Consider the following 16630-nt stretch of genomic DNA (forward strand, 5'->3'; position numbering starts at 1 on the left):
TCAGTCGACGCAACGCCGCAGCACCGCGTCCAGGAGCTTCAGGGCCAGGTCGATCTCGTCCTTGCTGATCTCCAGCGAGGGAGCCAGTGTGATGACGTTCTTGTAGTAGCCGCCGACGTCGAGGATCAGGCCGTAGCGCTTGCCGTCGATGTCGATGTCGCCCTTCATCCCCTCGGCCTCCATGCGGTTGAGCAGGGCCTTGTTGGGGGTGAAGCCGTCGGCCTCGCAGATCTCGGCGCGCAGGGCCAGGCCCAGGCCGTCGACGTCGCCGATCTGCGGCCAGCGCTTCTGCAGGTCCTTCAGACCCTCGAGGAAGTAGGCGCCCTTCTCCATGACCTGGGCGCCGTAGTCAACCTCGGCGGTCATCCGCAGGGTCTCCAGCGCCACGGCCGTGCCCATCGGGTTGGAATTGAAGGTCGAGTGGGTCGAGCCGGGCGGGAAGATCTCCGGGTTGATCAGCTCCTCGCGGGCCCAGACACCGGACAGCGGGTTGAGGCCGTTGGTCAGGGCCTTGCCGAACACCAGCACATCAGGTTGCACGCCGAAGTGCTCGATCGACCACAGTTTTCCGGTCCGGAACATGCCCATCTGGATCTCGTCGACCACCAGCAGGATCCCGTGCTGGTCGAGGACCTTCTTCAGCTCGATGAAGAAGTTGGGCGGCGGGATCACATAGCCGCCGGTGCCCTGGATGGGTTCGACATAGAAGGCGGCGTATTCGGCCTGGCCGGTCTTGGTGTCGAGCACGCCGTTGTATTCGGTCTCGAACAGGCGGGCGAACTTGGCCACGCAGGCCGCGCCGTACTCCTCCTTGCTCATGCCCTTGGGGCCACGGAAATGGTACGGAAATTCAATGAACTGCGCGCGATCGCTAAAGTGACCGAAGCGCCGGCGATAGCGGTACGACGAGGTGATCGCCGAAGCGCCCAGGGTGCGGCCGTGATAGCCGCCCTCGAAGGCGAACATCAGCTGCTTGCCGCCCGAGGCGTTGCGCACCAGCTTCAGCGAGTCCTCGACCGCCTGGGCGCCGCCGACGTTGAAGTGCACCCGGCCCTTGCGGCCGAACTTCTTCTCGGCGTCCTGGGCGATCAGCGCCGCCAACTCGACCTTCTCGCGGTGCAGGTACTGGCTGGCCACCTGCGGCAGGGTGTCGAGCTGGCGATGGGCGACGGCGTTCAGGCGCGGGTTGCGGTAGCCGAAGTTGACGGCTGAGTACCACATTTGAAGGTCGAGAAACTGACTGCCCTGACTGTCGTACATGAACGAGCCCTCGCAGCCGTCGAAGAACTTGGGATCAGGCAGGTAGTGGACGGTGTCGCCGTAGGAGCAGTACTGGGCCTCCAGGTCGCGCAGGGCGGCCTCGTCGAGGGCGATGTGTTCGGCGTCATACATTCTGGTGAACTCCAGTCAGATGGCGGCGCGGCGGGCCAGGCGCTCATGGGCGGCTGCGAGCGTCGCGGTGATGCTGTGAAAGTCGGAGAATTCGTGGTGGGGCATGGCCCGTGAGCGGGCGTAGGCGGCCAGCTTGTCGCGGGCGAACAGCAGGTCGGCCCGGCCCGAGACGCAGAAGTCCGAGCGCCCGTCGCCGATGAAGACCATCAGGTCGCGAGGGTCGTTAGCCCGCGCGTCGGACCGTGCCGCGACCTGGCACTTGCAGACGCCCGAGCCCGCGGCGCACCCGGCGCGCGACCAGGGCTGCTCCAGCCGCCGTCCAAGCTCGCCATTGCCGACCAGGTGATTGGCGATCACCGGCAGACGGCCCAGGCCGTGACGTTCCAGGATCCGGACGATGAAATGGTCGACGCCGTCGCTGACCACGGTCAACGGCACGTGATGGGCCTGGCACCAGGCGACGAAGGCGGCGAAACCCTCGGTCAGTTCCACCGTGTCGAGCACGGCGTCCAGGGCCGTGTCGTCGCCGCCGATCAGCGCCACCTGACCGCGCATGCACTCGGCGGCGGTGACCTCGCCGCGCGTCCAGCGCTCTTCGAGACCTTCCCAGGCCGGATCCGCCAGACGGGTCAGGACCAGGTCGGTGGTGTCGACCTTGGCGATCGTGCCGTCGAAATCACAGAATACCCGCATGCGCCTCTCCCGTTCGAGAGCGGCGGTCTAGGCGTCCAAACTGATGCGAAGCTGAAGCAATGGAGGCAAAGCCAAGGTCATTGTGGACAACGGTCGTCCTGGAGCGGTTCTAGGACCGGCGCGGCAAGCCGAGGCTGGCTTCCAGCCCCGTCTCGCCGTCGGAACGCTCCTCAAGCGCGAGGCGTCCGCCCAGCACGCGAACGGCCTCCTCGACGATCGCCAAGCCCAAGCCGGATCCCCGACCTCGCGCGTGCACGCCGCGGAAGAAGCGCTGAAACACACGTTGGCGTTCGTCGGACGGGATTCCTGGGCCGTGATCGCTGATCGTCACCCAGGCGAATTTGTCGTCCGCCGACAGGGTCACCTGGACCTCGGACCCGCCAGGCGCGTAGTTGACGGCGTTCTGGACGAGGTTGGCGACCGCCAACCGCACCAAGGCCGGGTCGCCCATAACCGTTGGCGCCTGCCCCTCCACGGCCAGGGCCACGCCCCGGTCGGCGGCGACCACCGCAATCTCGGCTAGAGCGACGGCGACCTCGGCGCGGGGATCGGCGACGAGGTCGGGGCCGACCTGAGGTCCCAGTCGCGCCAGGGTCAGCAGCTGTTCCGTCAGTTCGGTGGCCCGGGCCACGCCCTCGCGAAGTTGGCCTACCTGCATGGCCCGCTCCTGAGGGTCGTCTTCCTGGGCGATCAGCTGGGCCTGGAGGCTCAAGGCCGCCAGGGGCGTGCGAAGCTGGTGCGCGGCGCTGTCGATGAACTGGCGTTCGTGCTCGTAGCTGCGCTCCAGACGCTGCAGCAGATCGTTGACCGAACGGGCCAGTGGCTGGAGATCCTGGGGCCAGCTTTCGACCTCAAGGGGGCTGAGATCGCGCGAACCGCGCTTGCCGATCGCCGCCACCAAGCCTCGCAGCGCCTGTAGGCCATCGGTCAGGGCCAGCCAGATCAGCGCCAGGCTGGCCGGAATCAGCAGCAGCAGCGGAATGGCCAGTTCGACCAGAATGCGGTTGACGAAGACGGAACGGATGCTGGTGCGCTCACCGACCTGGACGGTCACCCCGGCGTCCCGGATGGGCAGGCTGAAGATGCGCCAGGCGTGGCGACCCGACCGCAAGGTCTGGAAGCCTTTCTGCCCGGGCGCGGGCGGCGTGAGGACCGGGCCGGTGTCCGACCCCAACACCAGACGTCCGGCCTTCCAGATCCGGAACATTCGCCAGTTGGCGTAGGCGTCGAAGGCCTTGCGATCCTCCTGGCTCAACCATTCGTCGCCGATTTCCATGGGCGGGGCGACGGCCGTCACATCCTTCCGTTCCTGGATCTCGTCGCTCATCAGGGCGCGCAGCACGTTGGCGCCGGTGATCAACTGGCCGTCATAGACCTTGTTGATCTCGTCCTGCGCGGTCCAGAACATCATCGCGCAGATGACCACGATGATGGAAGCCAGCAGCAGGATCACCCGCCGGAACAGCTGGCTGGCGAGGGAGGTCCGAGGCGGCGGCGGCGACAGGGGCCTCATTTGCCCACCATGTAGCCAAGCCCCCGAGCTGTGACGATGAAGGTCGCGCCCAGCTTCTTGCGCAAGGCGTAGATCGTCACCTCGATGGTGTTGCTCTCGACCCCGCCGCCCGCGTCGTAGAGGCCGTTTTCCAGATCGTCCTTGCTGACGAAGCGCCCGGCCCGACGCATCAGGATGTCGAGCACCCGCAGCTCCTTGGCCGTCAACTGCACCGGTTCTCCGGCGCGCCGAACCTGCCGCGAGCCGATGTCGAGCGTCACGTCCTGGGCTTGCAGCACATCGTTGACGCGGCCTTCGCTGCGCCGGATCTGGGCGCGGATCCGAGCCAGAAGTTCATCCAGGTCGAAGGGCTTGACCAGGTAATCGTCGGCCCCGGCGTCCAGGCCGTCGATCTTCTGATCGCCCCGTCCGTTGGCGGAGACGATGATGACGGGCGTCGCGCCCTGCCGCGCCCGCAAGCGGCGCAGGACTTCCAGGCCGCCGATGACCGGAAGCGACAAGTCCAGCAAGATGACGGCGTAGGTCTGGATCGCGAGCGCCGCCATCGCCTCATCGCCGTCGCGCGCCCAATCCACGCCGTGCCCGGCCTTCTCCAGACCGCGCCGCATCGCCGCGCCCAGCATGCCGTCATCCTCGACCAGCAGCAGCCTCATGACCGGCGCGCCTTTCTTCAGTCTCGTGAAAGGCGATACGCCGTCGCCGCGATTTGGTCGAGCACCGCGAGCGCCGATCGCCAGCCTGGCCACGGCGGGAGGGCGCGCAACAGGCGTGCGCCGACCGCCGAGAAGCCGTATCCTAGCCGGGCTCGTCATCGCTAAGGTAAGGCCGTCCTATTCGGGAAAATTGATTCTGAACCATCGGCGCCATGGGTGCGGGAGAGACATGTGAAGCGGACCGTTCGATTGATGCTTTGCGCGGCGTTTTCGGCGTCGGCGCTGTCGTCCTTGCCCGTCAAGGCGCAGCCCCGCGCCCCGGCGCACAGCTTCACGGTCGACGGCGCCGGGTTCCTGAAGGACGGCAAGCCCTACCAGGTCATTTCGGCCGAGATGCACTATGTCCGCATCCCACGGGCCTATTGGCGCGACCGCCTGCGCAAGGCCAAGGCGATGGGCCTGAACACCATCACCACCTACGCGTTCTGGAACGCGCACGAACCGCGCCCCGGGGTCTACGACTTCACCGGCCAGAACGACCTGGCCGCGTTCATCCGCGCCGCGCAGGCCGAAGGGCTGGACGTGATCCTGCGGCCTGGCCCCTATGTGTGCGCCGAGTGGGAGCTCGGCGGCTATCCGTCGTGGCTGCTGAAGGACCGCAGCCTCGTCCTGCGCTCGACCGACCCGAAATACACCGCCGCCGTCGAGCGGTGGATGGTGCGGCTGGGCCAGGAGGTCAAGCCACTGCTGCTGCGCAACGGCGGCCCCATCATCGCGGTGCAGCTGGAGAACGAATACGGCGCGTTCGGCGACGACCAGGCCTATCTCAAGGGGCTGGAAGCGACCTACCGCCGGGCCGGGCTGGCCGATGGCGTACTGTTCACCTCCAACCAGGCGTCCGACCTCGCCAAGGGGTCCCTGCCGCAGCTGCCTTCCGTGGTGAACTTCGGCTCGGGCGGGGCCGAGAACGCGGTCGCCAAGCTTGAGGCGTTCCGGCCCGACGGGGCGCGGATGGTCGGCGAATATTGGGCGGGATGGTTCGACAAGTGGGGCGAAGACCATCATGAAACCGACGGCCGCAAGGAGGCCGAAGAGCTGGGCTTCATGCTGAAGCGCGGCTACTCGGTGTCGCTGTACATGTTTCACGGCGGCACCACGTTCGGCTGGATGAACGGCGCGGATTCGCACACCGGAACCGATTACCACCCGGACACCACCAGCTACGATTACGACGCGCCGCTCGATGAGGCCGGCAACCCGCGCTATAAATACGGGCTGCTGGCCTCGGCCATCGCCGATGTCACCGGCAAGCCGGCCGCGCCCACGCCCGCGCCGACCGTCGCCGCCACCTTCCCGGTTTCTCCGGTCCGGCGCAGCGCCTCGCTGTGGCGCAATCTTCCCCAGCCTGTCCGCGCCAAGCAACCGCTGACATTCGAGGAGCTTGGTCAGAACTATGGCTACGTCCTCTACCGGGTCCCCCTGGCCAAGGGTAAGGCCGGAGCCCTGGTCCTCAAGGGCATGCACAGCTACGCCCAGGTCTATGTCGACCAGAAGCTGGTCGGAACGCTGGATCGTCGTCTCGGCCAGGAAACGGTGGAGCTGCCCCAGCGGGCCGGCCCCGCCACGCTCGATATCCTGGTCGAGAACACCGGCCGCATCAACTATTCGCACGCCATCCGGACCGAGCAGACGGGACTGACCGGCGCCGTCACCCTGAACGGCGCGCCGCTGGACGACTGGAGCATGTTCCGCTTGCCGATGGACGACCACCTGTCCAAGCTGCGGATGTCGCCCGAGCCCTGCGTCGGCCCCTGCTTCTACGAAGCCGAGATGACGGTGGACCAGCCCGCGGACACCTATCTGGACCTGCGCGGTCTCCACAAAGGGCAGCTCTGGCTCGGCGCGCGCAATCTGGGCCGGTTCTGGTCGGTCGGACCCGTGCACACCCTGTACGCGCCCGCTCCGTGGATGCGGCGCGGCGCTAATCGGATCGTCTTCTTCGATCTGACGGGTGACGCTACCGACCGCCTGACGACCGTGAAGGCTCCGGTCTTCGGGAAAGTCACGACCAAGCGCGAGGCGCAGTAGCCGTCGAAAAGGCGGCCACCAGCCTGCGCCAACCTCCATCGAACGCTGGCGAACGCGCGCCAGCCGTTCGGCGTCGCAAAGCAGCTTGACAAGCAGGCCGGCGAGGATCATTCCGCCGCCAAGCTTCCTGCTGCAACGCAGCACAAGCCCCTAACGGAAACCCCAGACCCATGCCCAGCGACAGTCACAGTCGATCCAACACGCCGCGAAAGGCGTCCCGGTAGGGTCTGGCAGCAGGCTTCCTCCGTGACGGCCCTTCGCGGCCAATCACGAGGTGAAGCCCCATGGTTTTCCTGTCCGGAGACCCCAAGGCCGCGCGCCCGCTCGCGCGCTTTCTACGCGTCGGAACCGTCCCGTCCTGGGCGGATCTGATCGCTTTCCTGTTGCTGGCCGCCGCCGCGATCCTGATCGTGCGCGGGACCGAGGACATGAGCCAGTCCCTGGCCGTGCTGCACGCCACGCCGGTGACTCTGGACCCGGCTCGCCTGCCCGAATACGCCCTGCGTACCACGCTGCGGATGTTCCTGGCGCTGGGCGCCTCGCTGGTCTTCACCTTCACTGTGGCGACGCTGGCCGCCAAGAGCTGCAAGGCCGAGCTGATCATCGTGCCGGCGCTGGACATCCTGCAGTCCGTGCCGGTGCTGGGTTTCCTGACCTTCACCGTCACCTTCTTCATGGGCCTGTTCCCCGGCCGCCAGCTGGGCGTCGAGTGCGCGGCGATCTTCGCCATCTTCACCAGCCAGGCCTGGAACATGGCCTTCAGCTTCTACCAGTCGCTGCGCTCGATCCCGTCGGACCTGGACGAGGTCAGCCGCCAGTTCGCCTTCTCGCCCTGGCGGCGGTTCGTGCGGCTGGAACTGCCGTTCGCCACGCCCGGCCTGGTGTGGAACGTGATGATGTCGATGTCGGGCGGCTGGTTCTTCGTCGTGGCATCGGAGGCGATCACGGTCGGGAACACCACCGTCACCCTGCCGGGCATCGGCTCGTGGCTGTCGCTGGCCATCGCCCGCCAGGACATCAAGGCGGTCGCCATCGGCGTCGGGGCCATGGCCGTGGTCATCGTGCTCTACGACCAGCTGGTGTTCCGGCCGATCGTCGCCTGGGCCGACAAGTTCCGCTTCGAGCAGACCGCCTCGGGCGAGCGGCCCGGGTCGTGGCTCTATGACCTGGTGCGCCGCACGCGCTGGCTGCGCGCCCTGTCGGCCCCGCTGACCTGGCCCGCCACGGCCATGGCCGCCATCGACTGGCCGGCGCCGTCCAAAGTCCGGCTCCAGCGGCTGGCCCTGCCGGCCGGGACCGGGCGGGTGCTCGACGGCCTGTGGGTCGCCCTGGTCGTCGGCCTGGGTCTGGGCGGCGCCTGGGTGCTGTGGGAATTCCTCAGCGCTCATCTGGCGTTCGCCGACCTGCTGACCGCGTTCGGCCTAGGACTGGCGACGCTGGTCCGGGTGGTGATGCTGATCGCCCTGGCGACGGTTGTCTGGGTTCCTGTCGGCATGTGGATCGGCCTGCGTCCGGCCTGGGCCGAGCGCCTGCAGCCGCTCGCCCAGTTCCTGGCGGCCTTCCCGGCCAACGTGATGTTCCCGTTCGCGGTGGCGGCCATCGTCGCCTTTCACCTGAACCCCAACATCTGGCTGTCGCCGCTGATGGTGCTGGGGACCCAGTGGTACATCCTGTTCAACGTCATCGCCGGGGCCAGCGCCATTCCCGGTGACCTCAAGGAGGCGGCCGGCATCTTCGGGATGCGTGGCTGGCAGTGGTGGCGGCAGATCGGGATCCCGGGGATCTTCCCCTACTATGTCACGGGCGCCCTAACGGCTTCCGGCGGGTCCTGGAACGCCAGCATCGTCGCCGAGGCCGTCACCTGGGGCGACAAGCATCTGGAGGCCGCCGGCCTGGGCGCCTTCATCGCCAAGGCCACGGCCGCCGGCGACTACGCTCGCGTCGCCCTCGGCGTCGCCGTGATGTCGATCTTCGTCATCGCCTTCAACCGCGCCCTGTGGCGGCCGATGTACCGGTTCGCCGAGCGCCGTCTCCGTCTGGCTTAGGGAGGACATCCCCATGACCCATTTCACCCCCATCCAAACTGCCGCCCGGGACAACGTCCTCGTCGAGGTCCGCGACGTGCGTCACCTCTACGGCAAGGCCGGTGCGGCAAACCTGCTGGTGCTCGACGACGTCGATCTAACCCTGCGCGACAATGAGATCGTCGGCCTGCTGGGCCGGTCGGGCTCCGGCAAGTCGACCCTGCTGCGGTCGATCGCCGGCCTGATCACCCCGACCTCGGGTCAGATCGAATTTCCCACCCGGGCCGGGGAAGCGCCGACGACTGTCAGCATGGTGTTCCAGAGCTTCGCCCTATTCCCCTGGCTAACCGTTCTGCAGAACGTCGAGGTCGGGCTCGAGGCCAAGCGGGTCAAGCCGGACGAGCGCCGGCGACGGGCCTTGGCGGCCATCGACCTGATCGGCCTGGACGGCTTCGAGAACGCCTATCCCAAGGAGCTGTCGGGCGGCATGCGCCAGCGCGTCGGCCTGGCCCGCGCGCTGGTGGTCGATCCCTCGATCCTGCTGATGGACGAGCCGTTCTCGGCCCTGGACGTGCTGACCGCCGAAACCTTGCGCACCGACCTGCTGGACCTGTGGTGCGAGGGCCGGATGCCGATCAAGGCGATCCTGATGGTGACGCACAACATCGAGGAGGCGGTGCTGATGTGCGACCGCATCCTGGTGTTCTCGTCCAATCCCGGACGCGTGGTCTCGACGGTCAAGGTCGACCTTCCCCAGCCGCGCAATCGTCTGGACCCCGCCTTTCGGGCCCTGGTCGAGGGCATCTACGTGCAGATGACCCAGCCAGGACAGGCGCAGGGCGGGCGCCAGAACGAGGGACTGTTCCCGGGCACCGGCGTCAGCATGGTGCTGCCCCGCGTCTCGACCAACATCCTGGCCGGCCTGATCGAGGCGGTGCATGGCGCACCTTTCAACGGCAAGGCCCACATGCCGGACCTGGCCAAGGCGCTGCAATACGAGGCCGACGCGCTGTTCCCCATCGCCGAGACGCTGCAGTTGCTGCGGTTCGCCGAGCTGGAAGGCGGCGACCTGCGCCTGACATCCGCGGCCCTGCGCTATGCGGAGGCCGAAGTCGATGCGCGCAAGTCGCTGTTCGCCCAGCATCTTCTGACCCATGTGCCGCTGGCCGGCCATATCCGCCGCGTGCTGGACGAACGAACCTCACATCAAGCCCCGGCCCGCCGGTTCCGCGACGAACTGGAGGACTCGATGTCGCCCGACTACGCCGAGCAGACCCTCAAGGCGGTTACCAGTTGGGCCCGTTACGCCGAGGCCTTCGCTTACGACGAGGGCGCGGACATCTTCACCCTTGACGATCCCAACTAGAGCCGCCGAGGCGAGCATGACCTTCAAGACTCTGGTGCTGGGCACGGAGCAAGCCGATGGTTCGCCAACCACGGCCGCCGTGCAAGATCGAGACCCACCGAAGTAGGAATATTTTCCCAACCCATCGACATCCACGCCCGTCATTGAGGTCATTGGCTCGGATCACCGCCTGAGGGCGCTTCATCGCTCGCCAACCTCTTGCGGCGCCCAGACGCTTCCGCTGTCATCCTTTGTCACAAACGCGATGCAGAGCCGAAAGGCTGCCTCGCCACTCTCGAACCATGGCAAGCGGCTCCCGATGGAGCGGCCTGTTCGGGAGAACAAGGATGAGCAAGACCCGTACCGCTTTGTTGGCTCTCACCGCTCTGGCCGGCCTGGCCGCTAGCGGCCAGGCGAGCGCCGAGACGACGCTGCTGCCGACCAAGCAGACCGCCCTGGGCGCCGACCACTTTCACGCCCGCGCCCTGGTCATCGACGATCCACTGGATGTCGAGACGGTGATCAGCTCCGAACGCGGCTTCCAGACTGGCAAGGGCCTGTTTCGCACGTCAACCAACGACAACCACCTGCGCGCCGTGATCGACAAGCGCTCGGGCGCCACCCGCTTCGAGGTCCGTCAGGTCCTCACCTACATGGGCCCGGTCCGGGGGTACGGCGAGGTGGCCTATGAAACCGCCCAATGGCCCGTCCATGCGCCGGTGACCAGGATCAAGGACAACGCCGGCCACTGCTTCGTGTTCGAGGCGCCCGAACTTTGCCGCGAGGAGATCGCCTTCGACATCTCCGAGAACGATCTGCGCCGCGCCGCCGCCGCGCCGGGCGCCTGGAGCTTCAAGTTCAAGTCCGACGGCGGCGACGAGCATCGCACCGCCATCACCCACGCGGAGATCGAGGGCCTGCTGAAGGCCGTCGACGCCTATCGCCGAGCCCTGCCCGCCGCCCAGGCGAAGGCCGAGACCTCGGCGGGCGGCTGAACCCCCTATTTTGGTTTCCTGGAGTTTGTTTCCACATGAAAGTTTTCGCGTCCCTCAGTTTCGCCGCCGTCTGCCTGATGGCCTCTCCCGCTCTCGCCGGTCCCGCGGGCACAGGCCTGACCTTCACCCAGGAGGTCGCCAAGAAGGCCCTCCAGAAGCGTGCGGCCGATGCCGCGGTCTCGCCCGGTCAGTCCTCTCCGAAGGCCAACGAGCCATCAAGGCCGGAAGGCGCCAAGCAGGAAGATGTCGCCTCCGATACTCGTCGCGCCAGCTAGTCCCCGTCTTCGAAGGGCCGCTGAACACTTGACGGTCCAAGCGGCCCGCCCCTCCCCCGGCCGGCTCTAATCCGCACGTGTGCAAGGCCCAGCCTCGTCCAGGACGCTTCTCGTGCATCCTGGATTTTCGGTTCGAGGTTGGACGGAAAATCGTCGACTCCGGCCTTGTTCGCGCGGCTGCCGCGCCTAAGTACCCGGGCATATGGATTCTTCAGGCTACGGATCGATCGCCCTCCCGCGCGAGATGGCGACAGCGCCGCTGGCGCCGACCATCCTGATCGTCGAGGACGATCCGGCCCTGCGCACACTCTTGATGCGGCTGTTGCGCGAAGAGGGTTTCCAGTCCCTCAGCGCGGGCCACGGGGCCGAAATGACCCGCGTGCTCGAGACCAACACCGTCGACCTCATCCTGCTGGACATCATGCTGCCCGGCAGCAACGGCTTTGATCTGTGTCGCAGCATCCGGCGCGAGAGCGACGTGCCGATCGTCATGCTCAGCGCCCGGGACGACGAGACCGACCGCCTGATCGGCCTGGAGCTCGGCGCCGACGACTATATCGGCAAGCCCTTCAGCAAGAAGGAGTTGATCGCCCGCATTCGCGCCATCCTGCGCCGCGCTCAGGGCGGGTCGCAGTCCAGCCAGCCGCGCGGCCACCAGCAGATGACCTTCGCCGGCTGGAGCCTGGATCCAGGCCGTCGCGAGCTGCTGTCGCCGGACGGGACCTTCGTCGAGCTGTCAGGGGCCGAGTTCGACCTGCTGCTGGCTTTCGTCAGTTCCCCCCAGCGCGTCATCGGCCGCGAGCGCCTGCTGGAAATGTCTCGCGCGCGCTTCTCCGACGCCTCGGACCGCAGCATCGACGTCCTGGTCAGCAGGCTCCGCCGTAAACTGGCCATGAGCGGCCAAGCCGAGGCGCTGCTGCGGACAGTGCGCGGTGTGGGCTACCTGTTCACGGCGGCGGTGGAGCGTCGATGAAGCCGTTGCGGCTTTGGCCGCAGCGCCTGGTCGGTCAAGTCACCCTGGTCCTCATGCTGGCCGTGGCCCTGGAGTTCATCGGCAGCTCCATCCTGTTCGAGAACAGCCGCCTCTATCCCAATCGCGATAACCAGATCCGGCGCGCCGCCGAGCAGATGGTCGCCGCGGCGGCGATCCTGGAAAACGTCCCGCGCACCGAACGCATCGCCGAAGCGGCGGCCCTGTCCAGTCGCGCAACCCAGTTGATCTGGTCGCCCCGGTCCAGCCTGGTCGACCGCGAGCGCTCGGTCGAGCATGAATTCAAGGACCAGTTCCGGGAGGCCGCGCCCCGGCTGCGTGGCCGCGACCTGCGTTTCAACGCCGCGCAGGACCACGCCCTGCCGAGGGACACCCACCTCAAGGCGGCGCTGAAGCTGCGCGACGGCACCTGGCTGACCCTGAAGACCAAGATCCGGGCCGCGCCCCGGGCCGTGCTGCTGAGCAGCGTCGGCTCGGCCTTCATCCTGGGCCTGGGCGTCATCGCCGCCGCCGCCCTGGTGCTGCGCAATCTCAATCGTCCGCTGCGGGCTCTGGCCGAGGCCGCCGACAAGGTCGGTCAGGACGCCCACGTGCGCATCGGCGAGACCGGGGCCGGCGACCTGAAGCTGGTGGCCAAGGCCTTCAACGCCATGCAGGATCGTATCGCCGGCCTGCTGCGGGCCCGCACCGAGGCCTTGGCCGCGGTCGGCCATGATCTGCGCACGCCCCTGGCCCGCCTGCGCCTGCGAGCGGGCTTCGTCGGCGACCCAGACGCGCGCGAGGCGCTGGAGGCCGATGTCGACGAGATGACCGCCATGCTCGACTCCTTGCTGGCCTATCTGGGCGGCCAGGAAGACCCCGAGCCGCCGCGTCGCACCGACCTGGCGGCCATCGCCATGACGGTGGTGGACAACGCCGTGGACATGGGTCGACCCGCCACCTACGCCGGCCTCGATCATGCGGCTGTCCAGGCGCGACCGGTGTCGTTGAAGCGGGCGATCAGCAACATCGTCGAGAACGCGCTGCACTATGGCGGCCAGGCGACCCTGACCCTGGCCTACCAAGGCTCCACGGCGGTGCTGGCGGTCGAGGACGCCGGCTCGGGCATCCCAGAGGCCGAGCTGGCCGAGGTGCTGCAGCCGTTCCATCGCCTGGACAGCGCGCGGGCTCGTAACACCGCTGGCCTGGGACTAGGCCTGACCATTGTCCAGCAGATCCTGCAGCGCGAGGGCGGGACTCTCGTCTTGAAGAACCGCCCCCAAGGCGGGCTCCGCGTCGAACTGCGGTTGCCGGCGCTCTGACGCACCCCTGACATCCTTTGTCACAAAGCCGCTGCACCGCAGCAAAGCCCCCGAACGACCTTCGGCGGTGCGTCAGGCGAATTCTCGCCGCGACGCCCGCGGCGCTTGCATCCCCTTTCCTCGCGTCGCGGCGGCCATTCGACGGAGGTCCCTTGGAACAGTTTCTCGAACGCGCCGCCTTGTTTCGCGGCCAGGTCTTCCCCGCCCAGAGCGCCCTCTACGAGCGTCTGGCCAGTCACGGCCAGAGTCCCAAGGCCCTGATGATCTCGTGCGCCGACTCCCGTGTCGTGCCCGAGCTGATCACCCAGGCCGTGCCCGGCGACCTGTTCGTCTGCCGCAACGCCGGCAACATCGTACCGCCCTTCTCGCAGGCCAATGGCGGGGTCTCGTCGGCGGTGGAGTACGCCGTCGTCGCCCTGGGCGTGCGCGACATCGTCGTCTGCGGCCACTCCGACTGCGGGGCCATGAAGGCCTTCTCGCATCCCGAGGCGCTGGAGAAGATGCCCAATGTCGCCGCCTGGCTGCGCCATGCCCATGCGGCCCACAGCGTCGTCTGCTCCTGCTACGGACACCTCGACGAGCACGGCCGGACCCGCGCCCTGTCGCTTGAGAACGTCGTCGTCCAGATCAACCACCTGCGCACCCATCCGTCGGTAGCCTCGGCCATCGCCAAGGGCGAGCTGACCCTGCACGGCTGGTTCTTCGAGATCGAGACCGGGCAGATCCAGGCCTATAACGGCGACACCGGCCAGTTCGAGCAGGTCTACGAGGGCGCGCCCCTTCCCGTCGCCCAGCGCCCAGCCCGCCGCATGGTCGCCGCCGATCATCTGGGCATCGCCGCCGAATGACCCAGGCAGCTGTTTCCTCCCCCAAGACGACGCCGGGCGGCAAGCTCGAGCTCTCCACGATCCTGTCGCGCGACTTCACCGCCTCGATCGTCGTCTTCCTCGTGGCGATGCCGCTCTGCATGGGCATCGCCGTCGCCTCCGGCGTTCCGGCCGAGCGCGGCCTGCTGACCGGGATCATCGGCGGGATCATCGTCGGGTCTCTGGCCGGTTCCCCCCTGCAGGTCAGCGGTCCCGCCGCCGGCCTCGCCGTCATCGTCTTCGAGATCGTCTCCAAGCACGGACTGTCGATGCTGGGACCGATCCTGCTGCTGGCCGGACTGGTCCAGTTGGTCGCCGGCGCCCTGAAGCTGGGTCAATGGTTCCGGGCCATCTCGCCGGCTGTCGTCCATGGCATGCTGGCCGGCATCGGGGTGCTGATCGTCGCCGGTCAGGTCCACGTGCTGTTCGCCGACAAGCCCAAGGCCCATGGCCTGGAAAACCTGGCCGCCATTCCCGCCGCCCTGGGCGGCGTCTCCTTCTCCAGTCTCGGCGCGGTCGAGGCGGCCCTGATGGTCGGCCTGGTGACCATCGGCTCCATCGTGGCCTGGGAGAAGTTCCACCCCGCCAAACTGAAGCTGGTCCCGGGCGCCCTGCTCGGCGTGCTGGCCGGCGCCCTGGTCGCCGCGGGCTTCGGCCTGGACGTCCAGAAGATCGCCGTGCCGGAATCGATCGCCGCCGCGATCGCCGTCCCCGGCGCGGGCGACTTCGCCAAGCTGGTCGATCCGATGCTGATGCTCACCGCCCTCGCGGTCGCCTTCATCGCCTCGGCCGAGACCTTGCTGTCGGCCGCCGCCGTCGACCGCATGCACGACGGTCCGCGTACGAAGTACAACAAGGAGCTGTTCGCCCAGGGCGTCGGCAACATGCTGTGCGGCGCGGTCGGCGGTCTGCCGATGACCGGCGTGATCGTGCGCAGTTCCGCCAACGTCCAGGCCGGCGCCGTCTCGCGCCTGTCGACCATCCTGCACGGCGCCTGGATCCTGGCGTTCGTCGCCCTGCTTCCCTGGCTGCTGCGCCAGGTTCCCAGCGCGGCCCTGGCCGGCGTGCTGGTCGTCACCGGCTGGAAACTGGTCAGCCTGGACCACGTCCGTCACCTGTTCGCCCGCTATGGCCTGTTGCCGGCGATGATCTGGGCGGCCACCTTCGTGGCCGTGGTGGCCACCGACCTGCTGACCGGCGTGCTGGTCGGCATGGCGTTGACGCTGCTCGAGCTGATCCCCAACCTGCGGAAGATGCGCCTGCGCATCGCCCAACGCACGCTGGGCGAACATGAGAGCGAGATCCGCCTGGAGGGCGCGGCCACCTTCGTCCAGTTGCCCAAGATCGCCAAGGTCCTGGACGCCGCGCCCAACGGCGGACTGGTTCACCTCGACACCCGGGCCCTGACCTGCCTGGACCATACCTGCGCCGAAGCCCTCGGCGATTGGCTGAAGAGCAAGGCCCGGGCCGGAGTGAAGGTCGAGATGCCCAGCCCTTGCGCCTTTGGCGACAGGCTTCGCGCGGCCGTTGCGCACTGATCCCCACGCCGCACAGGGCCCAGGGAGCTTCTGCTCCCGGGCCCTGCTTCTTCGAGAGATCCCGATGACCAAGGCCCAGGAGCGCGCCGCCAAGATCACGGCTCAAGTCCTCTGCGCTTATTTCAGAAACAACATCGTTTCGCCCGATGACCTGCCGGGCCTCTGCGCCCGCACCTACGCCGCGATCGAGACGGCGCTCGCGCCTTCGCGAAGCCTGGAGCCGAGCAAGCCCCCGACGCCCGAGGAAATCGCCGCCAGCATCACCCGGGACGCGATCATCAGCTTCGAGAATGGTCGACGGTATCGCTCGCTGCGCCGCCACTTGAGACAATTGGGGCTGACCGACGAGCAGTATCGCCGCAAATGGGGACTGCCTGGAGACTACCCGCTCGTGGCCCAAAGCTTCTCGGACCTGCGCGCCAACGCCGCGCGCGGCCGGCGGTTAGGCGATGTAGCGGCTTAGCGGACGCCCCGTCTAGCGCAACCCCAGGTAGGACGCGCGGCGTTGTCGAGCGCCCGACCATGGCTCCCGCCATCGTCCTTGATGATCATCTGGCAGGATCGCGCTGTCATTCGAAGCCGGAGAGGAAGCGGCTGATCACATCCGTCACGCGCCGCCGTGCGAGTAGGTTAGGCGCTCGCCTAACGAGGCGGATCATGAGCAAGAATAAGTAACGATACTATACTAGTAAATCTTGATCTATAATGTAGTTTCTATTGCCTATTAATTTGCAAATTGTCACTTAAACATAGCTATCAACACTATTGACACAGATCGCGTCCGGGAAGATCGCTAATGCCTGTTTCGCTTCGCGTTGGCAAACGTGACGTTCCGTGGGCGGCGATGGTGGTGGATACATGTAGGGAGTCCTCCCTACTCCCCTCCAACGTTCAGGAGATGGCGCGCGCGCCTCCGGTATCGACGCCGGAGCCCTTCCCAGCAAGCTCCGACGTCG

General features: G+C 67.3%; 14 protein-coding genes. 10 read left to right on the plus strand and 4 right to left on the minus strand.

The genetic code is table 11. From position 1 onward, the window contains the following. The 4 genes from ACSQ2G_RS13765 to ACSQ2G_RS13780 form a co-directional block, all read right to left on the minus strand. Positions 1 to 1392 carry an aspartate aminotransferase family protein gene (locus tag ACSQ2G_RS13765; protein ID WP_436031701.1) on the minus strand — a complete coding sequence of 464 codons (1392 nt, stop codon included), beginning with the start codon at positions 1390 to 1392 and terminating at the stop codon, positions 1 to 3. Positions 1393 to 1407: 15 nt separating this feature from the next. After that, complete coding sequence (locus ACSQ2G_RS13770) at positions 1408 to 2085, minus strand: MtnX-like HAD-IB family phosphatase (RefSeq protein WP_436031702.1); 678 nt, start codon at positions 2083 to 2085, stop codon at positions 1408 to 1410. 109 nt (positions 2086 to 2194) lie between these two features. Further along, positions 2195 to 3598, minus strand: coding sequence for an ATP-binding protein (locus tag ACSQ2G_RS13775; protein WP_436031704.1), 1404 nt, complete (start codon positions 3596 to 3598; stop codon positions 2195 to 2197). Further along, positions 3595 to 4251 carry a response regulator transcription factor gene (locus tag ACSQ2G_RS13780; RefSeq protein ID WP_436031706.1) on the minus strand — a complete coding sequence of 219 codons (657 nt, stop codon included), beginning with the start codon at positions 4249 to 4251 and terminating at the stop codon, positions 3595 to 3597. The genes ACSQ2G_RS13775 and ACSQ2G_RS13780 overlap by 4 nt, the downstream gene beginning before the upstream one ends. A 231-nt stretch (positions 4252 to 4482) precedes the next feature. Between ACSQ2G_RS13780 and ACSQ2G_RS13785 the strand changes: the two genes are divergently transcribed. The 10 genes from ACSQ2G_RS13785 (at position 4483) to ACSQ2G_RS13830 (ending at position 16137) form a co-directional block, all read left to right on the plus strand. Beyond that, positions 4483 to 6339, plus strand: a complete 1857-nt coding sequence (locus ACSQ2G_RS13785) for a glycoside hydrolase family 35 protein (RefSeq protein WP_436031708.1) — start codon at positions 4483 to 4485, stop codon at positions 6337 to 6339. 284 nt (positions 6340 to 6623) lie between these two features. Further along, a complete protein-coding gene (locus ACSQ2G_RS13790; RefSeq protein ID WP_436031710.1) occupies positions 6624 to 8384 on the plus strand; it encodes an ABC transporter permease in 1761 nt (586 codons plus the stop codon). A gap of 13 nt (positions 8385 to 8397) precedes the next feature. Beyond that, a complete protein-coding gene (locus ACSQ2G_RS13795; protein WP_436031712.1) occupies positions 8398 to 9729 on the plus strand; it encodes an ABC transporter ATP-binding protein in 1332 nt (443 codons plus the stop codon). Between the two features lie 326 nt (positions 9730 to 10055). After that, positions 10056 to 10703, plus strand: coding sequence for a hypothetical protein (locus ACSQ2G_RS13800; protein ID WP_436031713.1), 648 nt, complete (start codon positions 10056 to 10058; stop codon positions 10701 to 10703). A gap of 35 nt (positions 10704 to 10738) precedes the next feature. After that, complete coding sequence (locus tag ACSQ2G_RS13805; RefSeq protein WP_436031715.1) at positions 10739 to 10978, plus strand: hypothetical protein; 240 nt, start codon at positions 10739 to 10741, stop codon at positions 10976 to 10978. A gap of 202 nt (positions 10979 to 11180) precedes the next feature. Continuing rightward, positions 11181 to 11951, plus strand: coding sequence for a response regulator (locus tag ACSQ2G_RS13810; RefSeq protein WP_436031717.1), 771 nt, complete (start codon positions 11181 to 11183; stop codon positions 11949 to 11951). After that, the gene (locus ACSQ2G_RS13815) at positions 11948 to 13270 is read left to right on the plus strand and encodes an ATP-binding protein (RefSeq protein WP_436031719.1); all 1323 of its coding nucleotides are present in this window, start codon (positions 11948 to 11950) and stop codon (positions 13268 to 13270) included. The genes ACSQ2G_RS13810 and ACSQ2G_RS13815 overlap by 4 nt, the downstream gene beginning before the upstream one ends. A 152-nt stretch (positions 13271 to 13422) precedes the next feature. Next, a complete protein-coding gene (locus ACSQ2G_RS13820; RefSeq protein ID WP_436031721.1) occupies positions 13423 to 14118 on the plus strand; it encodes a carbonic anhydrase in 696 nt (231 codons plus the stop codon). Beyond that, positions 14115 to 15674, plus strand: coding sequence for a SulP family inorganic anion transporter (locus ACSQ2G_RS13825; RefSeq protein WP_436031723.1), 1560 nt, complete (start codon positions 14115 to 14117; stop codon positions 15672 to 15674). Before ACSQ2G_RS13820 ends, ACSQ2G_RS13825 begins: the two co-directional genes overlap by 4 nt. A 64-nt stretch (positions 15675 to 15738) precedes the next feature. Continuing rightward, a complete protein-coding gene (locus ACSQ2G_RS13830) occupies positions 15739 to 16137 on the plus strand; it encodes a MucR family transcriptional regulator (protein ID WP_436031725.1) in 399 nt (132 codons plus the stop codon). Positions 16138 to 16630: the final 493 nt, after the last annotated feature.

It is taken from the genome of Caulobacter sp. LjRoot300 (assembly GCF_964253875.1).
Lineage (GTDB): Bacteria > Pseudomonadota > Alphaproteobacteria > Caulobacterales > Caulobacteraceae > Caulobacter.